Origin of the sequence: Pseudomonas sp. WS 5532, assembly GCF_012985445.1 — a bacterium.
Classification (GTDB): domain Bacteria; phylum Pseudomonadota; class Gammaproteobacteria; order Pseudomonadales; family Pseudomonadaceae; genus Aquipseudomonas; species Aquipseudomonas edaphica.
On record NZ_JAAQWK010000011.1, the window covers coordinates 110,190 to 134,352 of the forward strand.

A 24,163-nucleotide genomic window follows, 5' to 3' on the forward strand; every position below is an offset into this window, starting at 1 on the left:
TTCAACACTCATAAAACATCCGAGAAGCCATGTCTGACCGACCTGAAGAAGCGAAGCCCCAGCGAACACACAAACAAGCTCACCGCGGTGTAGATCAACAGACCCCGAAAGTCAGGGATAACCCCATTGATCAATACCAGTCGACTTTGTTCTACGATGAACGTGAGGGGGTTGAGCATGATAATGTTGCTGGCCCACGCCGGCAGCTTGTCCAGCGGATACAGCACAGGAGAGAAAAACATCAATGCTTGCGTGACTACCACGGTCAGTTGGGCGATGTCTCTCAAGAAAACACCCAATGCGCTTAGGAACCAAGTGATACCCAGCAGGCACAGCACCATTGGGGCAATGACAAATGGCAGGAAGACGATGGTCCATTGCAGACTGCCATTTACCGCAAGCGCTATCGCCATCCAGGCAACGATGCTCAGCAACAATTGAAAGACGGCCGAGCCGATAGGCACCCACACTAACAACTCAACCGGAAAGACGACTTTCTTCACAAAGTTGGGGTTCTGCGTGATCAAGTTCGGTGCACGGTTTACGCACTCGGCAAAGAAATTGAATACGATCAACCCCGGAAACAGCATCAGCGCGAATCCGGTTATCCCATCGACACCCGGCCAGCGCGATGGGAGGAAATAACCGAACACCACGGCATACATCGCCAAGGTCAGCAGCGGCGTAATCAAGGGCCATAACACGCCCAGCAGTGCGCCTTTAAAGCGCATATCGATATCACGCTTGATTAACTGCTTAATGAGGTCAAAATGTCGTACATGCGCGGTCAGGATATGTTGATTCATGTAGCTAGCCCCGCCGCTGCCTTCGTATGGTCACCCAAAAACTCGAGCAACGACGTCTTCATTCGCTCTAGGGTGAAATCCCTCATGAAGCATGAATGCCCATTCGCTGCGTATCGCCCATAGGTCTCCTCATCCTGGATAACCTTCTCCAGGCACGCAACGATCGTGGCCGTGTCCAAGGATTGGCAGAGGTAACCTGCGTCGTTAGCCTCAACATATTTGGCAGGGGACGCATAGGCAGGCGCATGGCAGAACACCGGCCGCCCTGCTGCGAAATAGGAAACCAGTTTGGACGGGAAACTGTTACTCGACTCTTCTCGGTATTCCTCGGAAAACCAATAAGGCATGTACAGCAGATCCGAATCCGCCAACAAGCGGATGGTTTCTTCCTGGCTTCTCCATCCAAGATATTCAAAGTTGGATGGGCTCTGAGTAAATGCACTGAATCCCCCGCCCATTACCCGGACACGTATGCGCCGGCCGGCAACCGTCCAGTTGCACCCATTAAGCGCATATTGAAGACATTGCCATTCTGCCTGCGCATAAAACTGTCCGGCCATTGCGATAATGAACTCGTCGCGCACATGAGGACGCGCTGCGGGTTCAGTTGCCAACTCACGGGGTAAGCCCGCAATCACGGGAACGTTGGCGACGTTGTATTTGGCCGTGTAGTTCTCAGACATCGCCCAGGATGCGGTTGCGCAAGACGTACTGTGTTTAAGAACGTCGTCGAACTCCTTTTGAAGTCGGCGACGTGTAAACCCGTCAATGCGGTTCGCCTGCAACCACCAGCCAAACGGATCCCACACTTGGGTCAACAAAGGAACATTCAGCTTTTGCGTCAGCTGACGCGCGAGCCGAACCATGGTCTGCCCCTGAAGCACGACCCAAACCGCGTCTACCCGCTGGGCTTTAGCGAACTCAACGATTTTAGGCAGTAGATCGTTACGCACTCGGCCAGCCTGAAGCAGCTCGTAAGGAAACGCCGACAACACACCGGCTCTACGCGGAAGAACCCTGACCGACGCCTCCCGCGGTTTCGTCAATAGCAACCGCGGGACGTCGTCCAGTTCGGCCGGTATTTCCGGCTGCAGTGCAGGGTTGACCACAGCACAGATCGCAAGCTGGTCCTTGGGCAGAAAACTGACCAGGCGATCAAGCACCAGCCCCGCAGTGAAGTTCCGGCATGGCGGAATATCGGTTAAGAGCAGTAACTTCATTTAGCGGCGACCGTTTTGTAAACATCAGCCAGGCGTTGTGCGTATAGCTCATCACCGTAATGCTTTTCTGCAATTTCGCGACCTTTTCGCCCACGCTCAAGTCGCTCTTGCGGGTTATCGATCAAATGCTGGAGGGCTTCATAGAGCGCCGCCCCATCGTGCATGGGAACGGAAATACCGACGTCGGGAGCGAAGGTAACTTCAGGCAAGGAAGTGCCATCAAACACCACGACCGGTTTACCGCAGGCGAGCGCTTCGATGGCCATAACGCCAAACGCTTCGACGATGGAGGGCATCAGAAAAATATCCGAAGCCACAAACGCGTCGCGCGCCTCTTCCTCGTTATTGGTCCAGCCCAATTCGACCAACTGGAAACGATCAGAAAACCGCTCCATCAACCCTTTGCTATTGAGCGTGAGCAGGCAAATCGGTTGATCCGTTTTGATGCGTTCCAGCGCCTCGATAATATAAGGCAAGCCCTTGAACTGATTGTCGACTGCGCGGAAGCAGATAACCAAAGCGTCGTCAGGAATGCCAAAGCGTTTACGCGCATCCGGAGAGGCCGTCGGTGAAAAAAAGTTCAGATCCAAACCGAAGGGTACATGGTGGATGTCAACGTCCTCGAACAACGGAGACGCTTCGACCATGTCACGCATCCACTGCGAAGCCACAATCACATCAAACTTGGATTTTTTGTAAGAGCGTTTTTTGTAATTGAACAAAAACCGCGTGGTATCTCTGAGTAATGGAAAGTGAATATTCAAGTCTGGGCAACTGCCGCAGCCGGTCTTCCAGCGCTCACATTCAAAGGGATAGATGCAGTGCCCGGTCATCGCCCAAGGATCGTGCAAGGTCCATACAGTGGGCTTGCGCCGGGTGATTTCCGGAAGATGGGAAAGACTCATGTACCCCGAATGAATAATGTGCAAGTGCACGACATCCGCCTCTTTGAAAGCGGGCATCTTCATCATCTGCTTTGCATGCGGGTAGAACATAGACTGCGTTGAGGTAAGACGCTCAAAGCGGTTTACGATCCGATTTATTTTTCGAGTCTTATCGCCCTCGAACGTCAAAACTTCCGGATTCTGACTATCTTTCTCCCAAACGAGGTGCTGGGATTCAATATTATGCGTCTTTAATAAAGGGGTGATGGACAGTCCGTTAAAGCGCCGTCCTGGCGACTCATAGCCATTAACTTGCAGAATTTTCATTTACGGAACGAACCTAGTTTTAGGGCTACTTTCGAAATAAGACTATTAGAAATCAACGTTTCGCGATGAGCCAAAGCGACTTCCATCTCAGCCAGTTCTTTTTCTCGGACTGCAAGCCGCGCGTGCTCTTCTACAGCACCTACTTCACTTTGTCGAACTTGACTTTCCCGAACAGACAAAACGTTGTTCTGGTGAGCAATGTTCGCCTCATGCTCCACTGCACTTAACTCACGGGCCGTAAGCTGAGCCTCCTTCTCGGAAATACCCGCTTCGCGCCGAAGAATGTCTTGCTCACTGCTGGACATCTCCTGATTACGTCGAACTAGGTCCTCATGAATACCATTCAGGTTACTCTCGTGACCCAGCAACTGCGCTTCTTTCTCGGCAACCGCGGCTTCACGCCGCACCAGATCTTCCTGAATAGCATTCAGGTTGTTCTCGTGATTCAGCAACTGCGCTTCTTTCTCGACAACGGCCGCTTCACGTCTAGCGAGGTCTTCCTGAATGCCCTTCAAGTTGGACTCGAGAGCCACCAGCTGCACTTCTTTTTCAAAAACCTGAGCCTCACGGCGCTGAATACCGCCTTCCGCCTCTGCAACGACCACTTGACGGGGGTGCAGACCCGCCTCAATGCCTTCCAGATTGGCACCATGCTCAATCAGTTGCTGTTCTTTTTCTGCAATCGCGAGTTCACGCTCGACGAGGGCTGACTTGATGCCGTTGAGGTTCACCTCATGGTTGGCAAGCTGCGCCTCTTTTTCCGCGACCCATGCTTCACGCCGAAGAATATCTCCTTCTAAGTTTTTCAGGTTCGCGTGGTGATTTTCCAGCTGGGCTTCTTTTTCAACAAGCTGAGTTTGTTTCTGAAGCGACAGTAACTCGGCAGTCTGAATACTTGCCTCAAGTGATTCGATACCCAAATTTTGCAAAAATTCAGGTTTCCACGCTGGAACGGGAAATCCAATAAGCTCTTTTACCGGCTTCAGCTCCGCTGCACTGGAAATGCACACAATGGAGTTAGGCGGTTCTTCTTCATCGCGCGCCACCTTAGTTACACCGTCTAACCCTTCATAAAAAAACTCTTTATTAGGGTAAGCATCAAAATGCTCTTCTTTGATACGGTGTACAAGATGATGAATATTACCTTCCGACTCATTGAAAGGTACATTCACCATCAGCCGACGACGACACGCGATCCCCAGCGCGAAGTTTAAACCATTTTCGACGTGCTCAAGAGCGTGACGAGAAACCACGTAATCAAAGCCTTTGGACTGACTTACAAAGGCTTCAGCGTCGCAATTGATATAGTCGATATTGTTCGAACCATAATTATCTTTTGCGTACTGGATGGACTCAACACTTGGATCAATGCCGACAATCTTGACACCAAGAATAGTATCAAGCATGTAGGTGCCGTGACCGGTACCGCAGCCGATATCGAGCACGGTGATACCCGACTCTATCAGCGCCGGATTTTCCCGAATATCAGATTCAATGATGTCGCGAAAGAGCTGATAACTGCTTTTATGGCGAACAATCTCTGCACGGTCATGAGTCTCTCCTGGTACCAGACGCTCTCCTGCGTTATATATTGCGTCCAGCGTCTCAGTATCTGTACTCATATCAAATATCTCGCTGTTTTTTAGGTATATACGTTTCCAATCACTTGGACCAAACTGTCCTATTAATAAAGTCTACGTAGCTCATTACAACACGCAAAACTTTCTGTGAAACAATGCCACCCTCATAATCCGGAACGATGCGCGGCGCGACGGCGTCTTGGTGTTGGCTGGTGACGATACGAACGGCGTCAAGGACGCGTTCGGCTTTCAAACCGCTCATAATCAGCGTTCCCTGGTCCATACCTTCAGGACGCTCGTGAGCATTACGGATAGTGATGGCGGCCAGGTTCAGTAGAGACGCTTCTTCGGTGATCGTGCCGCTGTCTGACAACACACAAAACGCTTCCATCTGTAAACGGATGTAATCAAAGAATCCGAACGGTTTGAGAAACTGGATTCTCGCGTCCAACCCATCCATGCCCAGAGCCTCGAGACGCTGCCGAGTACGCGGGTGGGTGGAAACGATTACTGGTTTGTCATAGGCTTCAACCAGCGCCTGCAAGGTATTGAGCAGGTCCTGTAGGTTGGCAGGTGTATCAACGTTTTCTTCGCGGTGAGCGCTGACGATGAAGAACTCTTTAGGCTTCAATTCGAGTTTTTGCAAAATCTCGGACTTGGCAATCTTGGGCTTAAAGTACTCAAGCACTTCCTGCATATGGGAACCGGATTTAATAATACGGTCCGGCGGGATTCCCTCGTCCAGCAAGTAACGACGCGCGTGCTCCGTCAGAACAAGGTTGATATCGCTCAGGTGATCCAGGACTTTACGGTTCAGCTCTTCCGGTACACGTTGGTCGAAGCAGCGATTACCGGCTTCCATATGAAATACCGGAATCTTACGACGTTTGGCTGCAATGACCGACAGGCACGAATTAGTGTCACCGTACAACAGTAATGCGTCAGGCTTCTCGGCCTCCATCACTTCATCGGCTTTTTCAATGACGCGGGCAATGGTTTGTGCGGCGTTACTGCCAACCGCACCGAGGAAATAATCAGGCTTGCGAATATCCAGGTCATCAAAAAAAACCTGGTTCAACTCATAGTCAAAATTTTGCCCGGTGTGCACCAGGATGTGTTGAGTATGCTCATCAAACTCCGCAATCACCCGGGACATTTTGATCAACTCAGGACGCGTCCCGACAATGGTCATCACTTTAAGCATTGAGTTGCCCCTGAATGTACGGCAGTTTTAGAAGCAATTGTTTGACACCATCAACATTGAGCTGAACAGTGTTGTGAGACGTGTAGTCTTCGGAACCGGCAATACCCAGTTCACCCTCCACGACGAATTTAGCGTAGTTGAGATCCCGGTTATCGGCCGGAACGCGATAGTACTGGCCCATGTCTTCTGCTTTTGCCAGTTCCTCACGAGACACGAGCGACTCGTAAAGCTTCTCGCCATGACGTGTGCCGATGACGCGAATTTCGTTGGTTTTTTCGAACAGTTCCTTCAACGCTTGGGCAAGCACTTCAATTGTCGATGCCGGCGCCTTTTGAACAAAAATATCACCTTGGCGACCGTGCTCAAATGCGTGTAATACCAGGTCCACGGAATCCTCAAGAGACATCAGGAAACGGGTCATGGTCGGGTCAGTGATGGTAATCGACTTACCTTCTTTCAACTGCTCGATGAAAAGCGGTATCACAGAGCCTCGCGAGGCCATGACGTTGCCGTAGCGAGTGGCGCAGAACACCGTTTCGCCATTGCCCTGCATCCGCGCCTTGGCGACCATGAGTTTTTCCATCATGGCCTTGGAGATACCCATTGCATTGATTGGGTAAACCGCCTTGTCCGTACTCAGTACAATAACTCGGTCGACATTGTTATCAATGGCGGCCTTCATGACGTTTTCCGCACCCAAAACATTGGTGCGTATCGCTTCCATCGGGTAGAACTCGCAAGACGGCACTTGCTTGAGTGCTGCGGCGTGAAAGACATAATCGACGCCTTTCATCGCATCTCGAATGCTGTCGTAATTGCGCACGTCGCCGATATAAAACTTCAGCTTCGGATTATTCAACGCAATTCGCATATCTTCTTGTTTCTTTTCGTCACGACTGAAGATGCGAATTTCCTTCACATCCGTCTTGAGAAAACGATTCAAGACAGCATTACCGAACGAGCCTGTACCACCAGTGATCATCAAAACTTTGTTATCGAACATCGCCAGACACCTGAAATTTAATTGAAATCATGCATATACTTGACCAGCGCCGGCCACTCCGGGGCCACATAGCCTGTCGCCATTCGAAACCTACTCGAGTCCAGCGAGCGATCAATAGACAGCTCATCGGACGGTAGTATTTCGATATCTTTCCCATACACATCAGCAATTAATCCCAACAAGTCATACTTGTTGATCGGCTGAGCAGACACGTGATAGAGGCCGTGCAGCTCAGGATGAGGCAGCACATAGTCATTTATTAGCCTGGCGAGTTCCATCGTGGGCAAGCCGGAAAATATCGCCCGCGTAAAGCCCTTCACTTGACCCTCTTGAGCGAGGAACCACCCAACAAGGCTGCGGTTCCCGGACAACTCTTTACCGATGATCGAGGTGCGCAATGTAATCGCGTGGGGATAATCAACTTCGCCCAACAATTTGGAGCGACCGTACAGGTCATAGGCATCTGGAAAATCTGATTCGAGGTAGCCGCCCTTCGTGCCGGAAAAAACACAGTCAGTGCTCACATGTACCAGACGTGCATCAGTGGCTTTGCACAGGGCGGCCAATCGATGAGGTAGCAGTGTATTGATGGGAACGGCCAAGAGGGGGTCATTGGCATCGGCGAGCTGCTTTACCAAGCCTACACAGTTAACGACAACATCCGGCTGAATACTGCCGAATGCTTTTATAAGTGAATCGTGGCTTTCAACATCAACACCGAATACTAACTTCTCGGCCAACGCGGGCGAAAAGTGATTACGAGCACTTTCGCTACGCGCGGTACCAAAAACATTCAAACCAGGATTATCGGACAGCACGCGGTACACCGCGTTACCCAGCATCCCGGAAACGCCCAAAACCATAACTTTCATTGCTTCAACCTCCACTTCCCTGCTACTACAAAGCCGCTCACTCTCTAACGTGAACAGACACGTCTGTTGAAGCCTTCAAAGGTGTAACAAAAAACATCACTCCTAACGGACAACGCGCGATACACATTGTTCGCGTGACCGCCTGATGTTTTCTGCTCACCCCAAACCGCAAGCTTCGCGAGAGCCGATCCTCAGGCAAGGAGACTCCGAAATCGTCGCTACGACCGCAATCCATAAGGTTTTTTGGCGCTAGGCACCAACCCGCCTATGCTAAAGAAAATCTTACAATAATAAAACTAGAAACAAAAAAGACGAGCACGCCAGCGGCGGCGGAATAGCCTTTAGCCATCACCGCATGCGCCTGACGACTAGATCGGCGGTGCGGTGGGCCTACCTGCTAACTATTACAAAAATAGGCTAAATAAAGCCTCGCCACGGCCGATAACCCCTGAAAGCCTTGCGGATTGAACAACCATGCGTAATAACCAACCCGTTACCCAGCGCGAACGTACCTTCCCCGCTCAGCAACGGTTGATCTCCACCACAGACGCCAAAGGTGTGATCACCTACTGCAACGACGCTTTCGTCGAAATCAGTGGGTTCACCCGCGACGAACTGGTCCGAGCGCCGCACAACCTGGTGCGTCACCCGGATGTTCCGTCGGCTGTGTTCGCGCACATGTGGTCCACGCTCAAACAAGGCTTGCCATGGATGGGCATCGTCAAGAACCGCTGCAAGACCGGCGATCACTACTGGGTTAACGCCTATGTGACGCCAGTCTTCGACGGCAACCAGGTGATCGGCTACGAATCGGTGCGCATCAAGCCCACCGCCGAGCAGATCCGCCGGGCCGAAGCGCTCTATCAACGCATCAACCAGGGCAAGTCCGCCGTGCCGCAGCGCGACAAGTGGCTGCCGGTGTTGCAGGACTGGCTGCCGTTTATCCTGGTCAGCCAGCTGAGCTTTATGATTGGTGCATCGCTCAATTCCCACTGGGGTTTTGCCCTGGCGGCGGGCCTGTCGGTGCCACTGGGCCTGCTGGGCCTGAGCTGGCAGCAGCGCGGCCTCAAGCGTTTGCTGCGTTTGGCCGAGCAGACCACGTCTGACCCGTTGATCGCGCAGATGTACACCGACAGCCGAGGCGCGCAGGCGCGGCTGGAGATGTCGATTCTCAGCCAGGAAGCGCGGCTGAAGACCTGTCTGACACGCTTGCAAGACACGGCTGAACACCTGAACGACCAAGCGGCGCAGTCCAATACCTTGGCGCATAACAGTTCCAGCGGCCTGGAACGCCAGCGTGTAGAGACCGAACAAGTAGCCACGGCGGTCAACCAGATGGCAGCGACCACTCAGGAAGTCGCCAGCCATGTACAGCGCACGGCGGACGCCACTCAGGAAGCCAATCGCCTGACCGGTCGCGGCCGCGACATCGCCGGGGAAACCCGCGAGGCGATCCAGCGTCTGTCGGTGGCCGTGGGCGAGACGGGTGTGACCGTCACCCAACTGGCCAAGGACAGCGATGAAATCGGCGGTGTGGTCGATGTGATCAAAGGCATTGCCGACCAGACCAACCTGCTGGCACTGAACGCAGCCATCGAAGCGGCCCGCGCCGGTGAGATGGGCCGAGGTTTTGCGGTGGTGGCTGACGAAGTTCGCCAACTGGCGCAGCGCACTGCCGAGTCCACCGGACAAATTCATACGCTGATCGCCAAGCTGCAACACACCGCAGCGGCGGCCGTGCAAACCATGGACGCCGGGCATCGCCAGGCCGAAGAAGGTGTGGCGCGGGTGATGGAGGCGGATCAGGCGCTGGTGGGCATCAGTGAGGCGGTGGCCAATATCACTGACATGACCACGCAGATTGCCGCAGCTACCGAAGAGCAAAGCGCAGTAGCCGAAGAGATCAGCCGTAACATCAGCACGATTGCGCTGTTGGCGGATCAGACCTCGGAGCAGGCGATGAACTCGGCGCAATTGAGTGAGGAGCTGACGCATACGGCCAATACCCAGTATTCGCTGGTAGAGCGTTTTAACCGGTAAATCGCTATCGCAGGCAAGCCAGCTCCCACATTTGAAGGTATTCACAATTCAAAATGTGGGAGCTGGCTTGCCTGCGATGGGGCCCTAACAGGCGCCCAAAAACCCAGCAACCTTCACCGCAGCCGCCTCCAAATGCTGCTCATGACCAAACCCCGAAGCCTTCAACGGCTTCAAATCATGATCCCCCGCCACCAGCCACATCACTTCGATGCTCGGCGATAACGCATACCCTTCCACCGCCGCCCGGTTACCCAGCGCATCGCGCTCGCCCTGCACAATCAACGTCGGCGTCTTCAACCCGGCCAGATGTTCGACTCGAGGTTTTTCCGGCTTGCCCACCGCATAAAACGGATAACCCAAACACACCAGCGCGTCAGCCCCCAGCTCATCGGCCAACAAACTGGCCATACGCCCACCCATGGACTTGCCGCCAACCGCCAGCGTCCCAGCGACATGACGTCGCACCTCGGCATACACCTCGCGCCAGCATTCGAGCAGTTTCGGCGCCGGGTTCGGCGGGCGTTTACCGCCGTCCACGCGGCGTTGAGCCATGTACGGGAACTCGAAGCGCAACACGTTCACGCCATGTCCGGCAAGGCGTGCAGCCATGTCGTTCATAAAGGCTGAGTCCATCGGTGCACCGGCGCCGTGGGCCAGGATCAGTGTCGCCGGCGCACGCGCGATAGACCCCGTCGCGGCATTCCACAACCAGCCATGTTCCCGTACACACTGCGCCCATTGATCCCCGTCAATACTGGCCTTGTGCTCTTTGCCCATGCTTGCCTCGCTTTTTAGTCTGCCTATAACTCCAGCCCAAGTGCCGCATTTGCTTGGGTTGAACCGTGGATGGGGAACCATGAACACTACTTTAAGTACCGCCTATAACTACAAGGTGGTCCGCCAATTCGCCATTATGACGGTGGTGTGGGGCATCGTCGGCATGGGGCTCGGGGTTTTTCTCGCCGCCCAATTGGTATGGCCTGCGCTCAACTTCGATTTACCCTGGACCAGCTTCGGCCGTTTGCGCCCGCTGCACACCAACGCGGTGATCTTTGCCTTTGGTGGCTGCGCACTGTTCGCCAGCTCGTTTTACTCGGTGCAACGCACCTGCCAAACCCAGCTGTTCGCGCCGAAAATCGCCGCGTTCTGCTTCTGGGGCTGGCAGCTTGTGATTGTGCTGGCCGCTATCAGCCTGCCACTGGGCTACACCACATCCAAGGAGTACGCCGAGCTGGAATGGCCGATCGCCATTCTTATCGCCGTGGTCTGGGTCGCCTACGGTGTGGTGTTCTTCGGCACGGTGATGAAGCGCAAGACCAAGCACATCTATGTCGGCAACTGGTTCTTCGGTGCGTTTATCATCACCGTGGCCATTCTGCACATCGTCAACCACGCGTCCCTGCCAGTGAGTTGGACCAAGTCCTACTCGGCCTATGGTGGTGCGACGGATGCGATGGTGCAGTGGTGGTACGGGCATAACGCGGTAGGCTTTTTCCTCACCGCAGGCTTCCTGGGGATGATGTACTACTTCGTACCCAAACAGGCCGAGCGTCCGGTGTATTCCTATCGCTTGTCCATCGTGCACTTCTGGGCGCTGATTACCCTGTACATCTGGGCCGGCCCCCACCACTTGCACTACACCGCGCTGCCGGACTGGGCACAGTCGCTGGGCATGGTGATGTCACTGGTACTGCTGGCACCCAGCTGGGGCGGCATGATCAACGGCATGATGACCCTCTCGGGCGCCTGGCATAAGTTGCGCAGCGACCCGATTCTGCGCTTCCTCGTGGTCTCCCTGGCCTTCTACGGCATGTCGACCTTCGAAGGGCCGATGATGGCCATCAAGACGGTCAACGCCCTCTCCCACTACACCGACTGGACCATCGGCCACGTACACGCCGGGGCGCTGGGTTGGGTAGCGATGATTTCCATCGGCGCGCTGTACCACATGATCCCGAAAGTCTTTGGCCGCGAGCAGATGTACAGCCTCGGCCTGATCAACGCGCACTTCTGGCTGGCCACCATCGGCACCGTGCTCTACATCGCTTCGATGTGGGTCAACGGCATCGCCCAGGGCCTGATGTGGCGTGCGGTCAACGAAGACGGCACCTTGACCTACTCCTTCGTCGAAACCCTGGTGGCCAGCCACCCTGGCTTCATCGTGCGGCTGGTGGGCGGTGCGATCTTCCTCAGCGGCATGTTGCTGATGGCCTACAACACCTGGCGCACCGTGCGTTCGGCGCAACCTGTCGAAGCCACTACCACTGCGCAGCTGGCCTGAGGAGTCGATGATGAAACACGAAACGATTGAAAAGAACGTCGGCCTGTTGATGCTGCTCATGGTGCTTGCCGTGAGCATCGGCGGCCTGACCCAGATCGTCCCGCTGTTCTTCCAGGACGTCACCAACAAACCGGTGGAAGGCATGAAGCCCTACACCGCGCTGCAGCTTGAAGGCCGCGACATCTACATCCGCGAAGGCTGTGTGCAGTGCCACTCGCAGATGATCCGCCCGTTCCGCGCCGAAACCGAGCGCTACGGCCACTACTCGGTAGCCGGTGAAAGCGTGTGGGACCACCCGTTCCTGTGGGGTTCCAAGCGCACCGGGCCGGACCTGGCACGCGTCGGCGCACGTTACTCGGACGACTGGCACCGCGCGCACTTGTACAACCCGCGCAACGTGGTGCCGGAGTCGAAAATGCCAGCCTACCCATGGCTGGTCACGGCCCCGGTCGACAGCAGCCACACCGAGACCAAGTTGAAGGTGATGCGCACCCTCGGCGTGCCGTACACCGACGACGACATCAGTGGCGCCGTCGCCAGCCTCAAGGGCAAGACCGAGATGGACGCGCTGGTTTCGTACCTGCAAGTGCTCGGCACTGCCATCAAGAGCAAGAGGTGAGCCATGGGATTTGAATTCGATGCGGGCACCATCCGCGGCCTTGGCACGCTGGTGGTCGCCATCGCCTTTATCGGCCTGTCGCTGTGGGTGTTCAACAACCGGCGCAATGCGGACTTCGAGCAGGCCCGCCTGCTCCCGTTTGCCGATGAACCTTCTCCATCCGACGCTCAAGAAGAGCCTGCAACAAGGAGCACCCGCCCATGACTACCTTCTGGAGTACATGGATCTGCGTACTGACCCTCGGCAGCCTGATCGGCCTGACCTGGCTACTGATCGGCACCCGCAAGGGCGAGACCAAGGGCAGCGTGGACCAGACCATGGGCCACGCCTTCGACGGTATCGAGGAATACGACAACCCGCTGCCCCAGTGGTGGTTCATGCTGTTCGCCGGCACCCTGGTGTTTGCCGTCGGCTACCTGATCCTCTACCCGGGCCTTGGCAACTGGAAAGGCGTGTTGCCGGGCTATGAAGACGGCTGGACCCAGACCAAGGAATGGGACAAGGAAATGGCCAAGGCTGATGCCAAGTTCGGGCCGATCTTCGCCAAATTCTCGGCCATGCCGGTGGAAGAAGTGGCCAAAGACCCGCAGGCGCTGAAAATGGGTGGGCGCCTGTTCGCCTCCAACTGCGCGGTGTGCCACGGCTCGGATGCCAAGGGCGCGTATGGTTTCCCGAATCTGGCGGACAACCTCTGGCGCTGGGGCGGCTCGGCTGAGGCGATTAAGGCCACGATCATGAGCGGGCGCCATGCGGCAATGCCGGCCTGGGGTGAAATCCTCGGTGAGGACGGCGTTAAGAACGTCGCCGCTTATGTGCGGCATGACCTGGCCAAGCTGCCATTGCCGGCTGACAACACGGCCGACCTGGTAGCCGGCCAAGCCGCGTTCAACACCACCTGCGTGGCGTGCCACGGCCCACAAGGCCACGGCATGGAGCCCATGGGCGCGCCGAACCTGACCGAGCCCGCCGGTTTCATCTACGGCACCAGCCTGGCCCAGTTGCAGCAGACCATCCGCCATGGTCGCCAAGGGCAGATGCCGGCGCAGGATGTATTGCAAGGCAATGACAAGGTGCACCTGCTGGCGGCCTATGTGTACAGCTTGTCCCACACCGCTGATGGCGCAACGCCAGAAAGCCAACCTGAGTAACTGCTGAATGCCTCCCCCTGATCAGGGGAGGCCCGCTTAACTGTGGCGAGGGAGCTTGCTCCCGCTGGGCTGCGAAGCGGCCCCAAAATCCTGGGAGCGCTACGCACTCCAGCGCGAGCAAGCTCCCTCGCCACAGGTTCACCTCGCGGCCAAGTGTCGCACCCTTCCCAAGTCCAACTTTCCCCTCCTCACTTTCGGGTCTACGCTTGTTCCCACAGTGGACCAATCCTGGCCTACGCGACGGTATTCGTTGCGCCCCTGAAAATTCCTGTCCACTTGATCAGCTTTCCATTTCCGATTTTGTCCCTACGTAAAACATGGAAAGGGCGCAGAATCTGGCTCGGAACGCATTGATACAGGTCAGTCATTGCGTTGCAATGGCCCCTCGCTTTCTACATACTTGCGGCCGATTTTACCTATAAAAAAACCTAAACCGTGGAACCTTAGAATGAGCACAGCAATCAGTCCGACTGCTTATAACTATAAGGTCGTCCGCCAGTTCGCCATCATGACGGTGGTCTGGGGGATCCTTGGCATGGGGCTCGGGGTGTTTATCGCCTCGCAACTGGTGTGGCCGGAATTGAATTTCGGTTTGCCCTGGACGACCTTCGGCCGCCTGCGCCCGCTGCACACCAACCTGGTGATTTTCGCCTTCGGTGGTTGTGCGTTATTTGCCACTTCCTACTATGTCGTGCAGCGAACCTGCCAGACGCGACTGATCTCCGATGGCCTCGCCGCCTTCACCTTCTGGGGCTGGCAAGCCGTAATCCTCGGCGCCATCATCACCCTGCCGCTGGGCTACACCACCACCAAGGAATACGCCGAGCTGGAATGGCCGATCGCGATTTTGCTCGCCATCGTCTGGGTGACCTACGCCCTGGTGTTCTTCGGCACCATCGTCAAGCGCAAGACCAAGCACATCTATGTCGGTAACTGGTTCTACGGTGCCTTCATCCTGGTGACGGCGATGCTGCACATCGTCAACCACGCTTCCCTGCCCGTGAGCTGGTTCAAGTCCTACTCGGCCTATGCCGGGGCGACCGATGCGATGATTCAGTGGTGGTACGGCCACAACGCCGTGGGGTTCTTCCTCACCACCGGTTTCCTGGGGATGATGTACTACTTCGTGCCCAAGCAGGCCGAACGCCCGATCTACTCGTATCGCCTGTCCATCGTGCACTTCTGGGCGTTGATCACCCTGTACATCTGGGCCGGTCCTCACCACCTGCACTACACCGCGCTGCCGGATTGGGCGCAGTCGCTGGGCATGGCGATGTCGATCATCCTGCTGGCGCCAAGCTGGGGCGGCATGATCAACGGCATGATGACCCTGTCGGGCGCCTGGCATAAGCTGCGCACCGACCCGATCCTGCGTTTTCTGGTGGTGTCGCTGGCGTTCTACGGCATGTCGACCTTCGAAGGGCCGATGATGGCGATCAAGACCGTCAACTCCCTGTCCCACTACACCGACTGGACCATTGGCCATGTACACGCCGGCGCCCTCGGCTGGGTGGCGATGATCTCCATCGGCGCGCTGTACCACATGATCCCCAAACTGTTCGGCCGTGCGCAGATGCACAGTGTCGGGCTGATCAACACCCACTTCTGGCTGGCCACCATCGGCACCGTGCTCTACATCGCCTCGATGTGGGTCAACGGCATCACCCAGGGCCTGATGTGGCGTGCGATCAACGATGACGGCACCCTCACCTACTCCTTCGTCGAAGCGCTGCAAGCCAGCCACCCGGGCTACATCGTCCGCGCCATCGGTGGTGCGTTCTTTGCCAGCGGCATGCTGTTCATGGCCTACAACGTCTGGCGCACCGTGCGTGCTTCCGACCCGGTAGAAGCCGAAGCCGCCACCAAGATCGCCGTTGTGGGAGCTCACTGATGAAGCATGAAGTAGTCGAGAAGAACATCGGCCTGCTGGCCTTCTTCATGGTCATCGCCGTGAGCATCGGCGGCCTGACCCAGATCGTTCCGCTGTTTTTCCAGGACGTGACCAACAAACCCGTAGAAGGCATGAAGCCGCGCCCAGCGCTTGAAGTTGAAGGCCGTGACGTGTTCATCGCCAACGGCTGTGTGGGTTGCCATTCGCAAATGATCCGTCCGTTCCGTGCCGAAACCGAACGCTACGGCCACTACTCGGTTGCCGGGGAAAGCGTCTGGGACCACCCGTTCCTGTGGGGCTCCAAACGGACCGGCCCGGACCTGGCCCGTGTCGGTGGTCGTTACTCCGATGACTGGCAGCGTGCGCACTTGTACAACCCGCGCAACGTGGTGCCTGAGTCGAAAATGCCGGCGTACCCGTTCCTGGTGGAAAACAAGCTCGACGGCAAGGACACCGCCAAGAAACTCGAAGTCTTGCGCACCCTGGGCGTGCCCTACACCGATGAAGACATCGCCGGTGCAGCCGCTGCCGTGAAGGGCAAGACCGAAATGGACGCACTGGTGGCCTACCTGCAAGGCCTTGGCACCATCATCAAAAGCAAACGGTGATCTTCATGGATATCGGGATGATTCGTGGCCTGGGCACCGTTGTGGTGATGGTGGCCTTTGTCGGCCTGGCGCTGTGGGTGTTCAGCCCGCGCCGCAAGTCGGAGTTTGACGACGCGACCATGCTGCCCTTTGCAGATGATCCCGAGGCCATCAAGCACGTCGAGCAAGCTTCTAGGAGTAACAAAGAATGACTACGTTCTGGAGTCTGTACGTCACAGTCCTCAGTCTGGGTACCATTTTCGCCCTGACCTGGCTGCTGCTGTCGACCCGCAAGGGCCAGCGCACCGAGCAGACGGACGAGACCGTCGGCCACTCGTTCGACGGCATCGAGGAGTACGACAACCCGCTGCCCAAATGGTGGTTCATGCTGTTTGTCGGCACCATCATCTTCGCCCTCGGCTACCTGGCGCTGTACCCCGGCCTTGGCAACTGGAAAGGCCTGCTGCCGGGCTATAACTACCTCGACAACGACAAGCAAACCCCTTTCGCCAACGGCCAGACCGGCTGGACCGGCGTGCACGAATGGGAAAAGGAAATGGCCAAATCGGACGCCAAGTTCGGCCCGATCTTCGCCAAATTCGCTGCAATGCCGATTGAAGACGTCGCCAAAGACCCGCAAGCCTTGAAGATGGGTGGCCGCCTGTTCGCCTCCAACTGCTCGGTGTGCCACGGCTCCGACGCCAAGGGCGCCTACGGCTTCCCTAACCTGACCGACGCCGACTGGCGCTGGGGCGGCGAACCAGCCACCATCAAGGAAACCATCATGAAAGGCCGCCATGCGGTGATGCCGGCCTGGGCCGATGTCATTGGCGAACAAGGCGTGGCCGACGTGGCGGGCTTTGTGGTGACTAACCTCGATGGCCGCAAACTGCCGGAAGGCGCCAAGGCCGACGTGGCCAACGGCGCGAAACTGTTCGCCGCCAACTGCGTGGCCTGCCACGGCCCGGCCGGTAAAGGCACGCCAGCAATGGGCGCGCCGGACCTGACCCACCCGGGTGCATTCATCTACGGCTCAAGCTTCGCGCAATTGCAGCAGACCATTCGTTATGGCCGTCAGGGCCAGATGCCGGCGCAGGAGTTGCTGCAAGGCAATGACAAGGTGCACTTGCTGGCAGCGTATGTTTACAGCCTGTCCCATGGGGATAAGCAGGCTGAGGAGCAGTAAGCTCTCGGCAAACGACAAAGCCCCGCAGTGCGGGGCTTTTTTATGCGGGGCTGGTTTTCTGCCGGGCTGGGGCGATTGCAGCGCATGACCATTCGGAACCTTGCACTTGCTGCGCGCCGACGAAAAGTAGTAACGTTACTACATTAAATTTGCCGAAGGGGAATACCCCATGACCATCACTACCATTTCCAGCCGTGAATTCAATCAAGACACAAGTGGTGCCAAAAAAGCCGCCAGTAAAGGTCCGGTTTTTATCACCGATCGCGGCAAGCCTGCCCATGTACTGCTAAGCATTGAGGACTACCAGAAACTGACAGGTTTGAACGTCGACATCGTTGACCTCTTGGTGATGCCGGAAGCGGCCGAAATCGACTTCGAAACCGAACGCGCCGTGATCACCCACCGACCTGTGGACCTCTCTTGATGTATCTACTCGACACCAACGTAATCTCCGAACTTCGCAAACCCCAGGCCGACGCTAGAGTAGTAGCCTGGGCAAAAAGTGTTATCGCTCCGCGCATGTTCATCTCGGCAATTACGCTGAAGGAATTGGAAACCAGTGTACTGCGCATGGAACGCCGAGACCCGGTTCAGGGGAAAGTGTTACGAACATGGCTCAAACTCCACGTGATGCCAGCGTTCGATGCCAGGATACTGCCGGTTGATGCCGCCGTTGCGCTGCGTTGTGCCCATCTGCATGTGCCGGACCAGTCCAACGAGAGTGACGCGTTGATTGCCGCAACGGCTTTGGTGCACGGGCTCACCGTGGTGACGCGCAACGTCAGTGACTTCATGTCCAGCGGTGTGCCTCTGATCAATCCATGGGACGAATGACCTGCCTAGCGGCAAAAACCGGCCATACTTCACAAGTCAATTGATCCAGATCACGTACACCATCAATTGATTTCCCCCAACGCGACCAAAGGTCGCACCTGTTCAGCTGTACTAGAGGCGTATCATTACGCCACTGCAACACCCCCAATTTGACCACGGTTGGCACGTACTGGCCGAGGCAAATCTCCACCGCCGTGGGATGCAATGATGAGCAACCAGATACCGGTACATGACGTTACCCCGCCTGCCAAAAACGCCAGCAGCACTGTCGACCTCTACGCCTCGCGCGAGAAAATCTACACCCGCGCCTTTACCGGCCTGTTCCGCAACTTGCGCATGGTCGGTGGCGCCGCTCTGTTCTTGTTGTACTTCGGCACCGTGTGGCTGAACTGGGGTGGCCACCAGGCCGTCTGGTGGAACCTGCCGGAACGCAAATTCTTCATTTTTGGCGCCACTTTCTGGCCTCAGGATTTCATCCTGCTCTCGGGCATTCTTATTGTGGCGGCCTTTGGCCTGTTCTTTATCACCGTGTACGCCGGGCGCGTGTGGTGCGGTTATACCTGCCCGCAAAGCGTGTGGACATGGATCTTCATGTGGTGCGAGAAGGTCACCGAAGGCGACCGCAACCAGCGCATCAAGCTCGACAAGGCGCCGATGGGCGCGAACAAATTCCTGCGCAAGTTCAGCAAGCACACGCTGTGGCTGCTGATCGGCTTTGTCACCGGCATGACCTTCGTCGGCTACTTCTCGCCCATCCGCGAGCTGGTGTTTGACTTCTTCACCGGCCAGGCCGATGGCTGGTCGTATTTCTGGGTCGGGTTCTTCACCCTGGCCACCTACGGTAACGCCGGCTGGCTGCGTGAGCAGGTGTGCATCTACATGTGCCCCTATGCGCGTTTCCAGAGCGTGATGTTCGACAAAGACACCCTGATTGTTTCCTACGACCCGCGCCGTGGCGAAGTGCGTGGCCCGCGCAAAAAAGGCATCGACTACAAGGCCCAGGGGTTGGGCGATTGCATTGACTGCACGATGTGCGTGCAGGTGTGCCCCACCGGCATCGACATCCGTGACGGCCTGCAAATCGAGTGCATCGGTTGCGCCGCGTGTATCGACGCCTGCGACAACATCATGGACAAAATGGACTACCCGCGCGGCCTGATCAGCTACACCACCGAGCACAACCTGTCCGGGCAGAAAACCCATAAGTTGCGCCCGCGCCTGATCGGTTATGCCTTGGTGCTGCTGGCGATGATCGGCCTGTTGGCCGGCGCATTTTTCATGCGCTCGCTGGTGGGCTTCGACGTCAGCAAAGACCGCGTGCTCTACCGCGAAAACGCCGAAGGCCGCATCGAAAACGTCTACAGCCTGAAAATCATGAACAAGGACCAGCGCGACCACACTTACGTGCTCGATGCCTCGGGCCTGCCGGATCTCAAGCTGCAAGGCCGACGCGAGATCAAGGTCGCCGCCGGGGAGATCTTCACGATGCCGGTAGAGCTGTCCAGCGCCCCTGAGCAACTGCCATCGAGCACCAACGAGGTGAAATTCATCCTCAAGGATGCCGACGACGACAGCGTCCACATTGAAGCCAAGAGCCGATTCATCGGCCCACAAGTCCGCTAATAACAGAGAGCACAACAATGCCCGCAGCTACCGCCGCAAGCCCTTGGTACAAGCACCTCTGGCCCTGGATCATCATTGGGATCCTGGCCTGCTCGGTGACCTTGACCTTGTCCATGGTGACCATTGCGGTGAAGAACCCGGACAACCTGGTCAACGACAACTACTACGAGGCCGGCAAAGGCATCAACCGCTCCCTGGACCGTGAGCGGCTGGCCCAGACCCTGCAACTGCGCGGCAAATTGCACTTGGACGAGTTGACCGGTGAAGTCGAGTTGCAACTGACGGGCTACAGCAACCCGAACACTCTGGAACTGAACCTGATTTCCCCGACCCAGCCGCAGAAGGATCGCAAGATCAACCTGACCCGCAGTGACAGCGAACCCGGCCGCTACATCGGCCAGGTCACCGACAAGGTAGAGGGTCGGCGCTTCGTGGAATTGCTCGGCGTGGAGGGCGACAAGACCTGGCGCCTGTTCGAAGAAGAAGAGGTCAGCCACGACAAGGACTTGCTGCTGGGTGATGAACCGTTGCAGGGTGCCGAAGACCTGAAAAAGTAAAACCCTTGCGCTTCGCGCATCGCGGGCAAGCCCGCTCCCACAGTGGATCGCGGTCTCCTGTGGGAGCCGGGCTTGCCCGCGATGAGGCCCTCCCAGCCGATATAGATTTCACACCATGACCAGCCCAACCCCCTGCTACCACTGCGCCCTGCCCGTCCCACCCGGCAGCCGGTTCACCGCCGAAATCCTCGGCGAGCGCCGCGAACTCTGCTGCCCGGGCTGTCAGGCAGTGGCCGAGGCGATTGTGGCCGGCGGGTTGCAAAGCTATTACCAGCACCGCAGCGAAGCCTCGGCCAACCCCGAGGCGCTGCCGGTGCAACTGGTCGACGAATTGGCGCTGTACGACCGCGCCGACGTGCAAAAACCCTTTGTGCGCCACGAAGACGATCTGGCCGAAACCACCCTGTTGATGGAAGGCATCAGCTGCGCGGCCTGTGGCTGGCTGATCGAAAAACACTTGCGCAGCCTGCCCGCCGTGGCCGAGGCGCGGCTGAACCTGTCCAACCATCGCCTGCACGTGCGCTGGGCCGATGGGCAATTGCCGCTGAGCCAGGTGCTCAGCGAACTGCGCCATATCGGCTACGCCGCCCACCCTTACCAGGCCGATCGCGCCGCCGAGCAATTGGCCAGCGAAAACCGCCGGGCCTTGCGCCAGCTGGGTGTGGCGGGGCTGCTGTGGTTCCAGGCGATGATGGCGACCATGGCGACCTGGCCGGAATTCAATATTGACCTGAGCCCGGAGTTGCACGTGATCCTGCGCTGGGTGGCGATGTTTCTGACTACGCCCATCGTGTTCTACAGCTGTGCGCCGTTCTTCAAAGGCGCCCTGCGCGACCTGCGCACGCGCCACCTGACCATGGATGTGTCGGTGTCCCTGGCGATTGGCGGCGCGTACCTGGCGGGCATCTGGACCGCCATAACTGGCACTGGCGAGTTGTACTTCGACGCGGTGGGCATGTTCGCGCTGTTCCTGCTCGCCGGGCGCTACCTGGAGCGCCGGGCACGTGAGCGTACGGCCGCCGCCACCGCGCAGTTGGTCAACCTGCTGCCGGCGTCATGCTTACGCCTCAAAAGTGATGGTCAGAGCGAGCGCATCCTGCTCAGCGAACTGGCCGTAGGCGATCGCGTACTGGTGCATCCAGGCGCCGTGCTGCCGGCCGACGGCGTGATTCTCGACGGCCAGTCGAGCATTGACGAGTCCCTGCTCACCGGCGAATACCTGCCGCAGCCGCGCAACGTCGGCGACGCGGTTACCGCCGGCACGCTCAACGTCGAAGGCGCGCTGACCGTCGAGGTGCGCGCCTTGGGGCATGACACCCGCCTGTCTGCCATCGTGCGCCTGCTGGAACGTGCCCAGGCCGAGAAACCGCGCCTGGCGCAAATCGCCGACCGTGCTGCTCAATGGTTTCTGCTGTGCTCGCTGATCGCGGCCGCGCTGATCGGCCTGCTGTGGTGGGAACTGGACGCGTCACGCGCATTCTGGATTGTGCTGGCGATGCTGGTGGCAACCTGCCCTTGCGCGTTGTCGCTGGCGACACCGACCGCCCTCACCGCCGCCACCGGCACATTGCACAAACTCGGGCTGTTACTCACTCGTGGGCACGTGCTGGAAGGCTTGAACCAGATCGACACGGTGATTTTCGACAAGACCGGCACCCTGACCGAAGGCCGCCTGGCCCTGCGTGCCATCCGCCCGTTGGGCACGTTGAACAGCGACGACTGCCTGGGCCTCGCCGCCGCGCTGGAAAACCGCTCCGAGCACCCGATTGCCCGCGCCTTCGGGCGTGCGCCGCTGGCCGCTGAGGAAGTCCTGAGTTTCCCAGGCTTAGGCCTGGAAGGTCGTGTGGGCGAGCATCAATTGCGCATCGGCCAGCCGGGCTTTGTGTGCCAATTAAGCGGCTGCGCGATTCCCGCCTCGCCGGACGAAGCAGGCCAATGGTTGCTGCTGGGCGATCGTGAAGGCGCCCTCGCCTGGTTCGTGCTCGATGACCGCCTGCGCAGCGATGCGCCCGCCCTGCTGGCCGCGTGCAAAGCGCGAGGTTGGCGTACGCTGTTGCTGTCGGGTGACAGCTCGCCGATGGTCGCCAGTGTCGCGCTTGAGTTGGGGATTGACGAGGCCAAGGGCGGCTTGCGCCCCGACGACAAACTGCAGGTGCTGCACCAGTTGCACCAGCAAGGCCGCAAGGTGCTGATGCTTGGCGACGGCGTCAACGATGTGCCTGTGCTCGCCGCCGCCGATATCAGCGTGGCGATGGGCTCAGCCACCGACTTGGCAAAAACCAGTGCCGATGCCGTGCTGCTGTCCAACCGTCTCGACGCGCTGGTGCAGGCGTTTACCCTGGCGCGGCGCACGCGGCGGGTAATCATTGAAAACCTGCTGTGGGCCGGGCTGTACAATGGCCTTATGCTGCCGTTTGCCGCCCTCGGTTGGATCACCCCGATCTGGGCCGCGATCGGCATGTCCCTCAGCTCGTTGACCGTGGTGCTCAACGCCTTGCGCCTGACTCGCCTGCCGAGCACGCAGGCAAACAGTGCCACCTTAGTAACCCGCCCGCTGCCGGCTTGAGCCGCGTGGGCATGGAGTACCGATGCCAGCTCTCTACGTGATGATTCCGGCGGCGCTGCTGTTAGTCGGCGTGGCCATTTACATTTTCTTCTGGGCGGTGGACAGCGGCCAGTACGACGACCTCGACGGCCCGGCCCACAGCGTGCTGTTCGACGACCAGGACCCGAACCACCTGGCGGGCGTCGACGAAGCCAACCGGGCCGAGCAACCGCCCAAAGACCCACCCCATGCTTGAGTTGGCGCCATTGCTGGTCTCGGCCTTGATCCTCGGGCTACTGGGCGGCGGCCATTGCCTGGGCATGTGCGGCGGGCTGATGGGCGCGCTGACGCTGGCAATCCCCAAAGAACAACGCAGCCGCCGTTTTCGCCTGCTGCTCGCCTATAACCTGGGGCGCATCCTCAGCTACGCCGCTGCCGGGTTATTGATCGGCCTGGCCGGCTGGGCGGTGGCCAACAGCCCGGCGGCGATGTTCATGCGCGTGCTCGCCGGGTTGTTGCTGATCAGCATGGGTTTGTACTTGGCCGGTTGGTGGAGCGGCCTCACCCGTATCGAAAGCCTGGGGCGCGGCCTGTGGCGCTACGTACAGCCGGTCGCCAACCGTTTGCTGCCGGTATCCAGCCTGCCACGCGCATTGCTGCTGGGCGCGCTGTGGGGCTGGTTGCCGTGCGGGTTGGTCTACAGCACGCTGTTATGGGCGGCGAGCCAGGGTAATGCGCTGGACAGCGCAATGCTGATGCTCGCCTTTGGGCTTGGAACCTGGCCAGTACTGCTGGCGACTGGCTTGGCGGCGGAACGTGTCACGGCGGTGCTGCGCAAACGCAGCGTGCGTGTGGCCGGTGGCGTGCTGGTTATGCTCTTCGGCGTTTGGACGTTGCCAGGCCCGCATCAACACTGGCTAATGGGCCATTAAATCGCCATGTGGCATAGCGCCGCT

24 protein-coding genes are annotated in these 24,163 nt (G+C 57.8%); 16 read left to right on the forward strand and 8 right to left on the reverse strand.

The annotated features are described in order from the left end of the window. Positions 1–8 precede the first annotated feature (8 nt). The 7 genes from HBO23_RS19450 to HBO23_RS19480 are packed head-to-tail and all read right to left on the reverse strand — an operon-like array spanning position 9 to position 7,896. Positions 9–806 (reverse strand): ABC transporter permease, encoded by a 798-nt coding sequence (locus HBO23_RS19450; protein ID WP_170039220.1) that lies wholly within the window; start codon positions 804–806, stop codon positions 9–11. Then, positions 803–2,026 carry a glycosyltransferase gene (locus HBO23_RS19455; protein ID WP_170039222.1) on the reverse strand — a complete coding sequence of 408 codons (1,224 nt, stop codon included), beginning with the start codon at positions 2,024–2,026 and terminating at the stop codon, positions 803–805. The genes HBO23_RS19450 and HBO23_RS19455 overlap by 4 nt, the downstream gene beginning before the upstream one ends. Next, a complete protein-coding gene (locus HBO23_RS19460) occupies positions 2,023–3,237 on the reverse strand; it encodes a glycosyltransferase family 4 protein (protein ID WP_170039224.1) in 1,215 nt (404 codons plus the stop codon). Before HBO23_RS19460 ends, HBO23_RS19455 begins: the two co-directional genes overlap by 4 nt. Next, entirely contained in the window at positions 3,234–4,859 is a 1,626-nt protein-coding gene (locus HBO23_RS19465; protein ID WP_170039226.1) for a class I SAM-dependent methyltransferase, read from the reverse strand. The genes HBO23_RS19460 and HBO23_RS19465 overlap by 4 nt, the downstream gene beginning before the upstream one ends. Before the next feature lie 40 nt (positions 4,860–4,899). Further along, a complete protein-coding gene (gene wecB, locus HBO23_RS19470) occupies positions 4,900–6,021 on the reverse strand; it encodes a UDP-N-acetylglucosamine 2-epimerase (non-hydrolyzing) (protein WP_170039228.1) in 1,122 nt (373 codons plus the stop codon). Continuing rightward, positions 6,014–7,024 (reverse strand): polysaccharide biosynthesis protein, encoded by a 1,011-nt coding sequence (locus HBO23_RS19475; RefSeq protein WP_170039230.1) that lies wholly within the window; start codon positions 7,022–7,024, stop codon positions 6,014–6,016. Before HBO23_RS19475 ends, wecB begins: the two co-directional genes overlap by 8 nt. Before the next feature lie 17 nt (positions 7,025–7,041). Beyond that, positions 7,042–7,896, reverse strand: a complete 855-nt coding sequence (locus HBO23_RS19480) for an SDR family oxidoreductase (RefSeq protein WP_170039232.1) — start codon at positions 7,894–7,896, stop codon at positions 7,042–7,044. Positions 7,897–8,370: 474 nt separating this feature from the next. On the opposite strand from HBO23_RS19480, the gene HBO23_RS19485 reads away from it, so the two are divergent. Further along, on the forward strand, positions 8,371–9,936 hold the full coding sequence (locus HBO23_RS19485; protein WP_056861515.1) for a PAS domain-containing methyl-accepting chemotaxis protein: 1,566 nt from the start codon (positions 8,371–8,373) through the stop codon (positions 9,934–9,936). 84 nt (positions 9,937–10,020) lie between these two features. Here HBO23_RS19485 and HBO23_RS19490 read toward each other — a convergent pair whose 3' ends face one another. Beyond that, positions 10,021–10,713 (reverse strand): alpha/beta family hydrolase, encoded by a 693-nt coding sequence (locus HBO23_RS19490; RefSeq protein ID WP_236460284.1) that lies wholly within the window; start codon positions 10,711–10,713, stop codon positions 10,021–10,023. A gap of 79 nt (positions 10,714–10,792) precedes the next feature. Here HBO23_RS19490 and ccoN (HBO23_RS19495) point away from each other — a divergent pair, with 79 nt between their 5' ends. The 15 genes from ccoN (HBO23_RS19495) (at position 10,793) to HBO23_RS19565 (ending at position 24,139) form a co-directional block, all read left to right on the forward strand. Continuing rightward, entirely contained in the window at positions 10,793–12,217 is a 1,425-nt protein-coding gene (gene ccoN, locus HBO23_RS19495) for a cytochrome-c oxidase, cbb3-type subunit I (protein WP_099548824.1), read from the forward strand. A gap of 10 nt (positions 12,218–12,227) precedes the next feature. Continuing rightward, a complete protein-coding gene (gene ccoO, locus HBO23_RS19500) occupies positions 12,228–12,836 on the forward strand; it encodes a cytochrome-c oxidase, cbb3-type subunit II (protein WP_017134815.1) in 609 nt (202 codons plus the stop codon). Positions 12,837–12,839: 3 nt separating this feature from the next. Further along, on the forward strand, positions 12,840–13,040 hold the full coding sequence (locus HBO23_RS19505) for a cbb3-type cytochrome c oxidase subunit 3 (RefSeq protein ID WP_017134814.1): 201 nt from the start codon (positions 12,840–12,842) through the stop codon (positions 13,038–13,040). Next, positions 13,037–13,984, forward strand: a complete 948-nt coding sequence (gene ccoP / locus HBO23_RS19510) for a cytochrome-c oxidase, cbb3-type subunit III (protein ID WP_170039234.1) — start codon at positions 13,037–13,039, stop codon at positions 13,982–13,984. The genes HBO23_RS19505 and ccoP (HBO23_RS19510) overlap by 4 nt, the downstream gene beginning before the upstream one ends. Before the next feature lie 448 nt (positions 13,985–14,432). Next, entirely contained in the window at positions 14,433–15,875 is a 1,443-nt protein-coding gene (gene ccoN, locus HBO23_RS19515) for a cytochrome-c oxidase, cbb3-type subunit I (RefSeq protein WP_170039236.1), read from the forward strand. Further along, the gene (gene ccoO / locus HBO23_RS19520) at positions 15,875–16,483 is read left to right on the forward strand and encodes a cytochrome-c oxidase, cbb3-type subunit II (RefSeq protein ID WP_053257425.1); all 609 of its coding nucleotides are present in this window, start codon (positions 15,875–15,877) and stop codon (positions 16,481–16,483) included. The genes ccoN (HBO23_RS19515) and ccoO (HBO23_RS19520) overlap by 1 nt, the downstream gene beginning before the upstream one ends. A 5-nt stretch (positions 16,484–16,488) precedes the next feature. Then, a complete protein-coding gene (locus HBO23_RS19525) occupies positions 16,489–16,674 on the forward strand; it encodes a CcoQ/FixQ family Cbb3-type cytochrome c oxidase assembly chaperone (RefSeq protein WP_005790274.1) in 186 nt (61 codons plus the stop codon). Next, entirely contained in the window at positions 16,671–17,648 is a 978-nt protein-coding gene (ccoP, locus tag HBO23_RS19530; protein WP_017134812.1) for a cytochrome-c oxidase, cbb3-type subunit III, read from the forward strand. The genes HBO23_RS19525 and ccoP (HBO23_RS19530) overlap by 4 nt, the downstream gene beginning before the upstream one ends. Before the next feature lie 169 nt (positions 17,649–17,817). After that, the gene (locus HBO23_RS19535) at positions 17,818–18,072 is read left to right on the forward strand and encodes a type II toxin-antitoxin system Phd/YefM family antitoxin (protein ID WP_017134811.1); all 255 of its coding nucleotides are present in this window, start codon (positions 17,818–17,820) and stop codon (positions 18,070–18,072) included. Continuing rightward, on the forward strand, positions 18,072–18,482 hold the full coding sequence (locus tag HBO23_RS19540) for a type II toxin-antitoxin system VapC family toxin (protein WP_170039238.1): 411 nt from the start codon (positions 18,072–18,074) through the stop codon (positions 18,480–18,482). The genes HBO23_RS19535 and HBO23_RS19540 overlap by 1 nt, the downstream gene beginning before the upstream one ends. A gap of 207 nt (positions 18,483–18,689) precedes the next feature. Continuing rightward, positions 18,690–20,105, forward strand: a complete 1,416-nt coding sequence (ccoG, locus tag HBO23_RS19545; RefSeq protein WP_017134809.1) for a cytochrome c oxidase accessory protein CcoG — start codon at positions 18,690–18,692, stop codon at positions 20,103–20,105. Between the two features lie 17 nt (positions 20,106–20,122). Next, positions 20,123–20,662, forward strand: coding sequence for a FixH family protein (locus tag HBO23_RS19550; protein WP_017134808.1), 540 nt, complete (start codon positions 20,123–20,125; stop codon positions 20,660–20,662). Positions 20,663–20,777: 115 nt separating this feature from the next. Then, positions 20,778–23,228 (forward strand): heavy metal translocating P-type ATPase, encoded by a 2,451-nt coding sequence (locus HBO23_RS19555; RefSeq protein WP_170039240.1) that lies wholly within the window; start codon positions 20,778–20,780, stop codon positions 23,226–23,228. Positions 23,229–23,250: 22 nt separating this feature from the next. Continuing rightward, complete coding sequence (gene ccoS, locus HBO23_RS19560) at positions 23,251–23,463, forward strand: cbb3-type cytochrome oxidase assembly protein CcoS (RefSeq protein WP_017134806.1); 213 nt, start codon at positions 23,251–23,253, stop codon at positions 23,461–23,463. Continuing rightward, a complete protein-coding gene (locus HBO23_RS19565; protein ID WP_017134805.1) occupies positions 23,456–24,139 on the forward strand; it encodes a sulfite exporter TauE/SafE family protein in 684 nt (227 codons plus the stop codon). Before ccoS ends, HBO23_RS19565 begins: the two co-directional genes overlap by 8 nt. Positions 24,140–24,163 lie beyond the last annotated feature (24 nt).

Bases quoted from the DNA above. Each gene is read 5' to 3' on its own strand.
- HBO23_RS19450 (WP_170039220.1), bottom strand. From the start codon at position 806: ATGAATCAACATATCCTGACCGCGCATGTACGACATTTTGACCTCATT.
- HBO23_RS19455 (WP_170039222.1), bottom strand. From the start codon at position 2,026: ATGAAGTTACTGCTCTTAACCGATATTCCGCCATGCCGGAACTTCACT.
- HBO23_RS19460 (WP_170039224.1), bottom strand. From the start codon at position 3,237: ATGAAAATTCTGCAAGTTAATGGCTATGAGTCGCCAGGACGGCGCTTT.
- HBO23_RS19465 (WP_170039226.1), bottom strand. From the start codon at position 4,859: ATGAGTACAGATACTGAGACGCTGGACGCAATATATAACGCAGGAGAG.
- wecB (WP_170039228.1), bottom strand. From the start codon at position 6,021: ATGCTTAAAGTGATGACCATTGTCGGGACGCGTCCTGAGTTGATCAAA.
- HBO23_RS19475 (WP_170039230.1), bottom strand. From the start codon at position 7,024: ATGTTCGATAACAAAGTTTTGATGATCACTGGTGGTACAGGCTCGTTC.
- HBO23_RS19480 (WP_170039232.1), bottom strand. From the start codon at position 7,896: ATGAAAGTTATGGTTTTGGGCGTTTCCGGGATGCTGGGTAACGCGGTG.
- HBO23_RS19485 (WP_056861515.1), top strand. From the start codon at position 8,371: ATGCGTAATAACCAACCCGTTACCCAGCGCGAACGTACCTTCCCCGCT.
- HBO23_RS19490 (WP_236460284.1), bottom strand. From the start codon at position 10,713: ATGGGCAAAGAGCACAAGGCCAGTATTGACGGGGATCAATGGGCGCAG.
- ccoN (WP_099548824.1), top strand. From the start codon at position 10,793: ATGAACACTACTTTAAGTACCGCCTATAACTACAAGGTGGTCCGCCAA.
- ccoO (WP_017134815.1), top strand. From the start codon at position 12,228: ATGAAACACGAAACGATTGAAAAGAACGTCGGCCTGTTGATGCTGCTC.
- HBO23_RS19505 (WP_017134814.1), top strand. From the start codon at position 12,840: ATGGGATTTGAATTCGATGCGGGCACCATCCGCGGCCTTGGCACGCTG.
- ccoP (WP_170039234.1), top strand. From the start codon at position 13,037: ATGACTACCTTCTGGAGTACATGGATCTGCGTACTGACCCTCGGCAGC.
- ccoN (WP_170039236.1), top strand. From the start codon at position 14,433: ATGAGCACAGCAATCAGTCCGACTGCTTATAACTATAAGGTCGTCCGC.
- ccoO (WP_053257425.1), top strand. From the start codon at position 15,875: ATGAAGCATGAAGTAGTCGAGAAGAACATCGGCCTGCTGGCCTTCTTC.
- HBO23_RS19525 (WP_005790274.1), top strand. From the start codon at position 16,489: ATGGATATCGGGATGATTCGTGGCCTGGGCACCGTTGTGGTGATGGTG.
- ccoP (WP_017134812.1), top strand. From the start codon at position 16,671: ATGACTACGTTCTGGAGTCTGTACGTCACAGTCCTCAGTCTGGGTACC.
- HBO23_RS19535 (WP_017134811.1), top strand. From the start codon at position 17,818: ATGACCATCACTACCATTTCCAGCCGTGAATTCAATCAAGACACAAGT.
- HBO23_RS19540 (WP_170039238.1), top strand. From the start codon at position 18,072: ATGTATCTACTCGACACCAACGTAATCTCCGAACTTCGCAAACCCCAG.
- ccoG (WP_017134809.1), top strand. From the start codon at position 18,690: ATGAGCAACCAGATACCGGTACATGACGTTACCCCGCCTGCCAAAAAC.
- HBO23_RS19550 (WP_017134808.1), top strand. From the start codon at position 20,123: ATGCCCGCAGCTACCGCCGCAAGCCCTTGGTACAAGCACCTCTGGCCC.
- HBO23_RS19555 (WP_170039240.1), top strand. From the start codon at position 20,778: ATGACCAGCCCAACCCCCTGCTACCACTGCGCCCTGCCCGTCCCACCC.
- ccoS (WP_017134806.1), top strand. From the start codon at position 23,251: ATGCCAGCTCTCTACGTGATGATTCCGGCGGCGCTGCTGTTAGTCGGC.
- HBO23_RS19565 (WP_017134805.1), top strand. From the start codon at position 23,456: ATGCTTGAGTTGGCGCCATTGCTGGTCTCGGCCTTGATCCTCGGGCTA.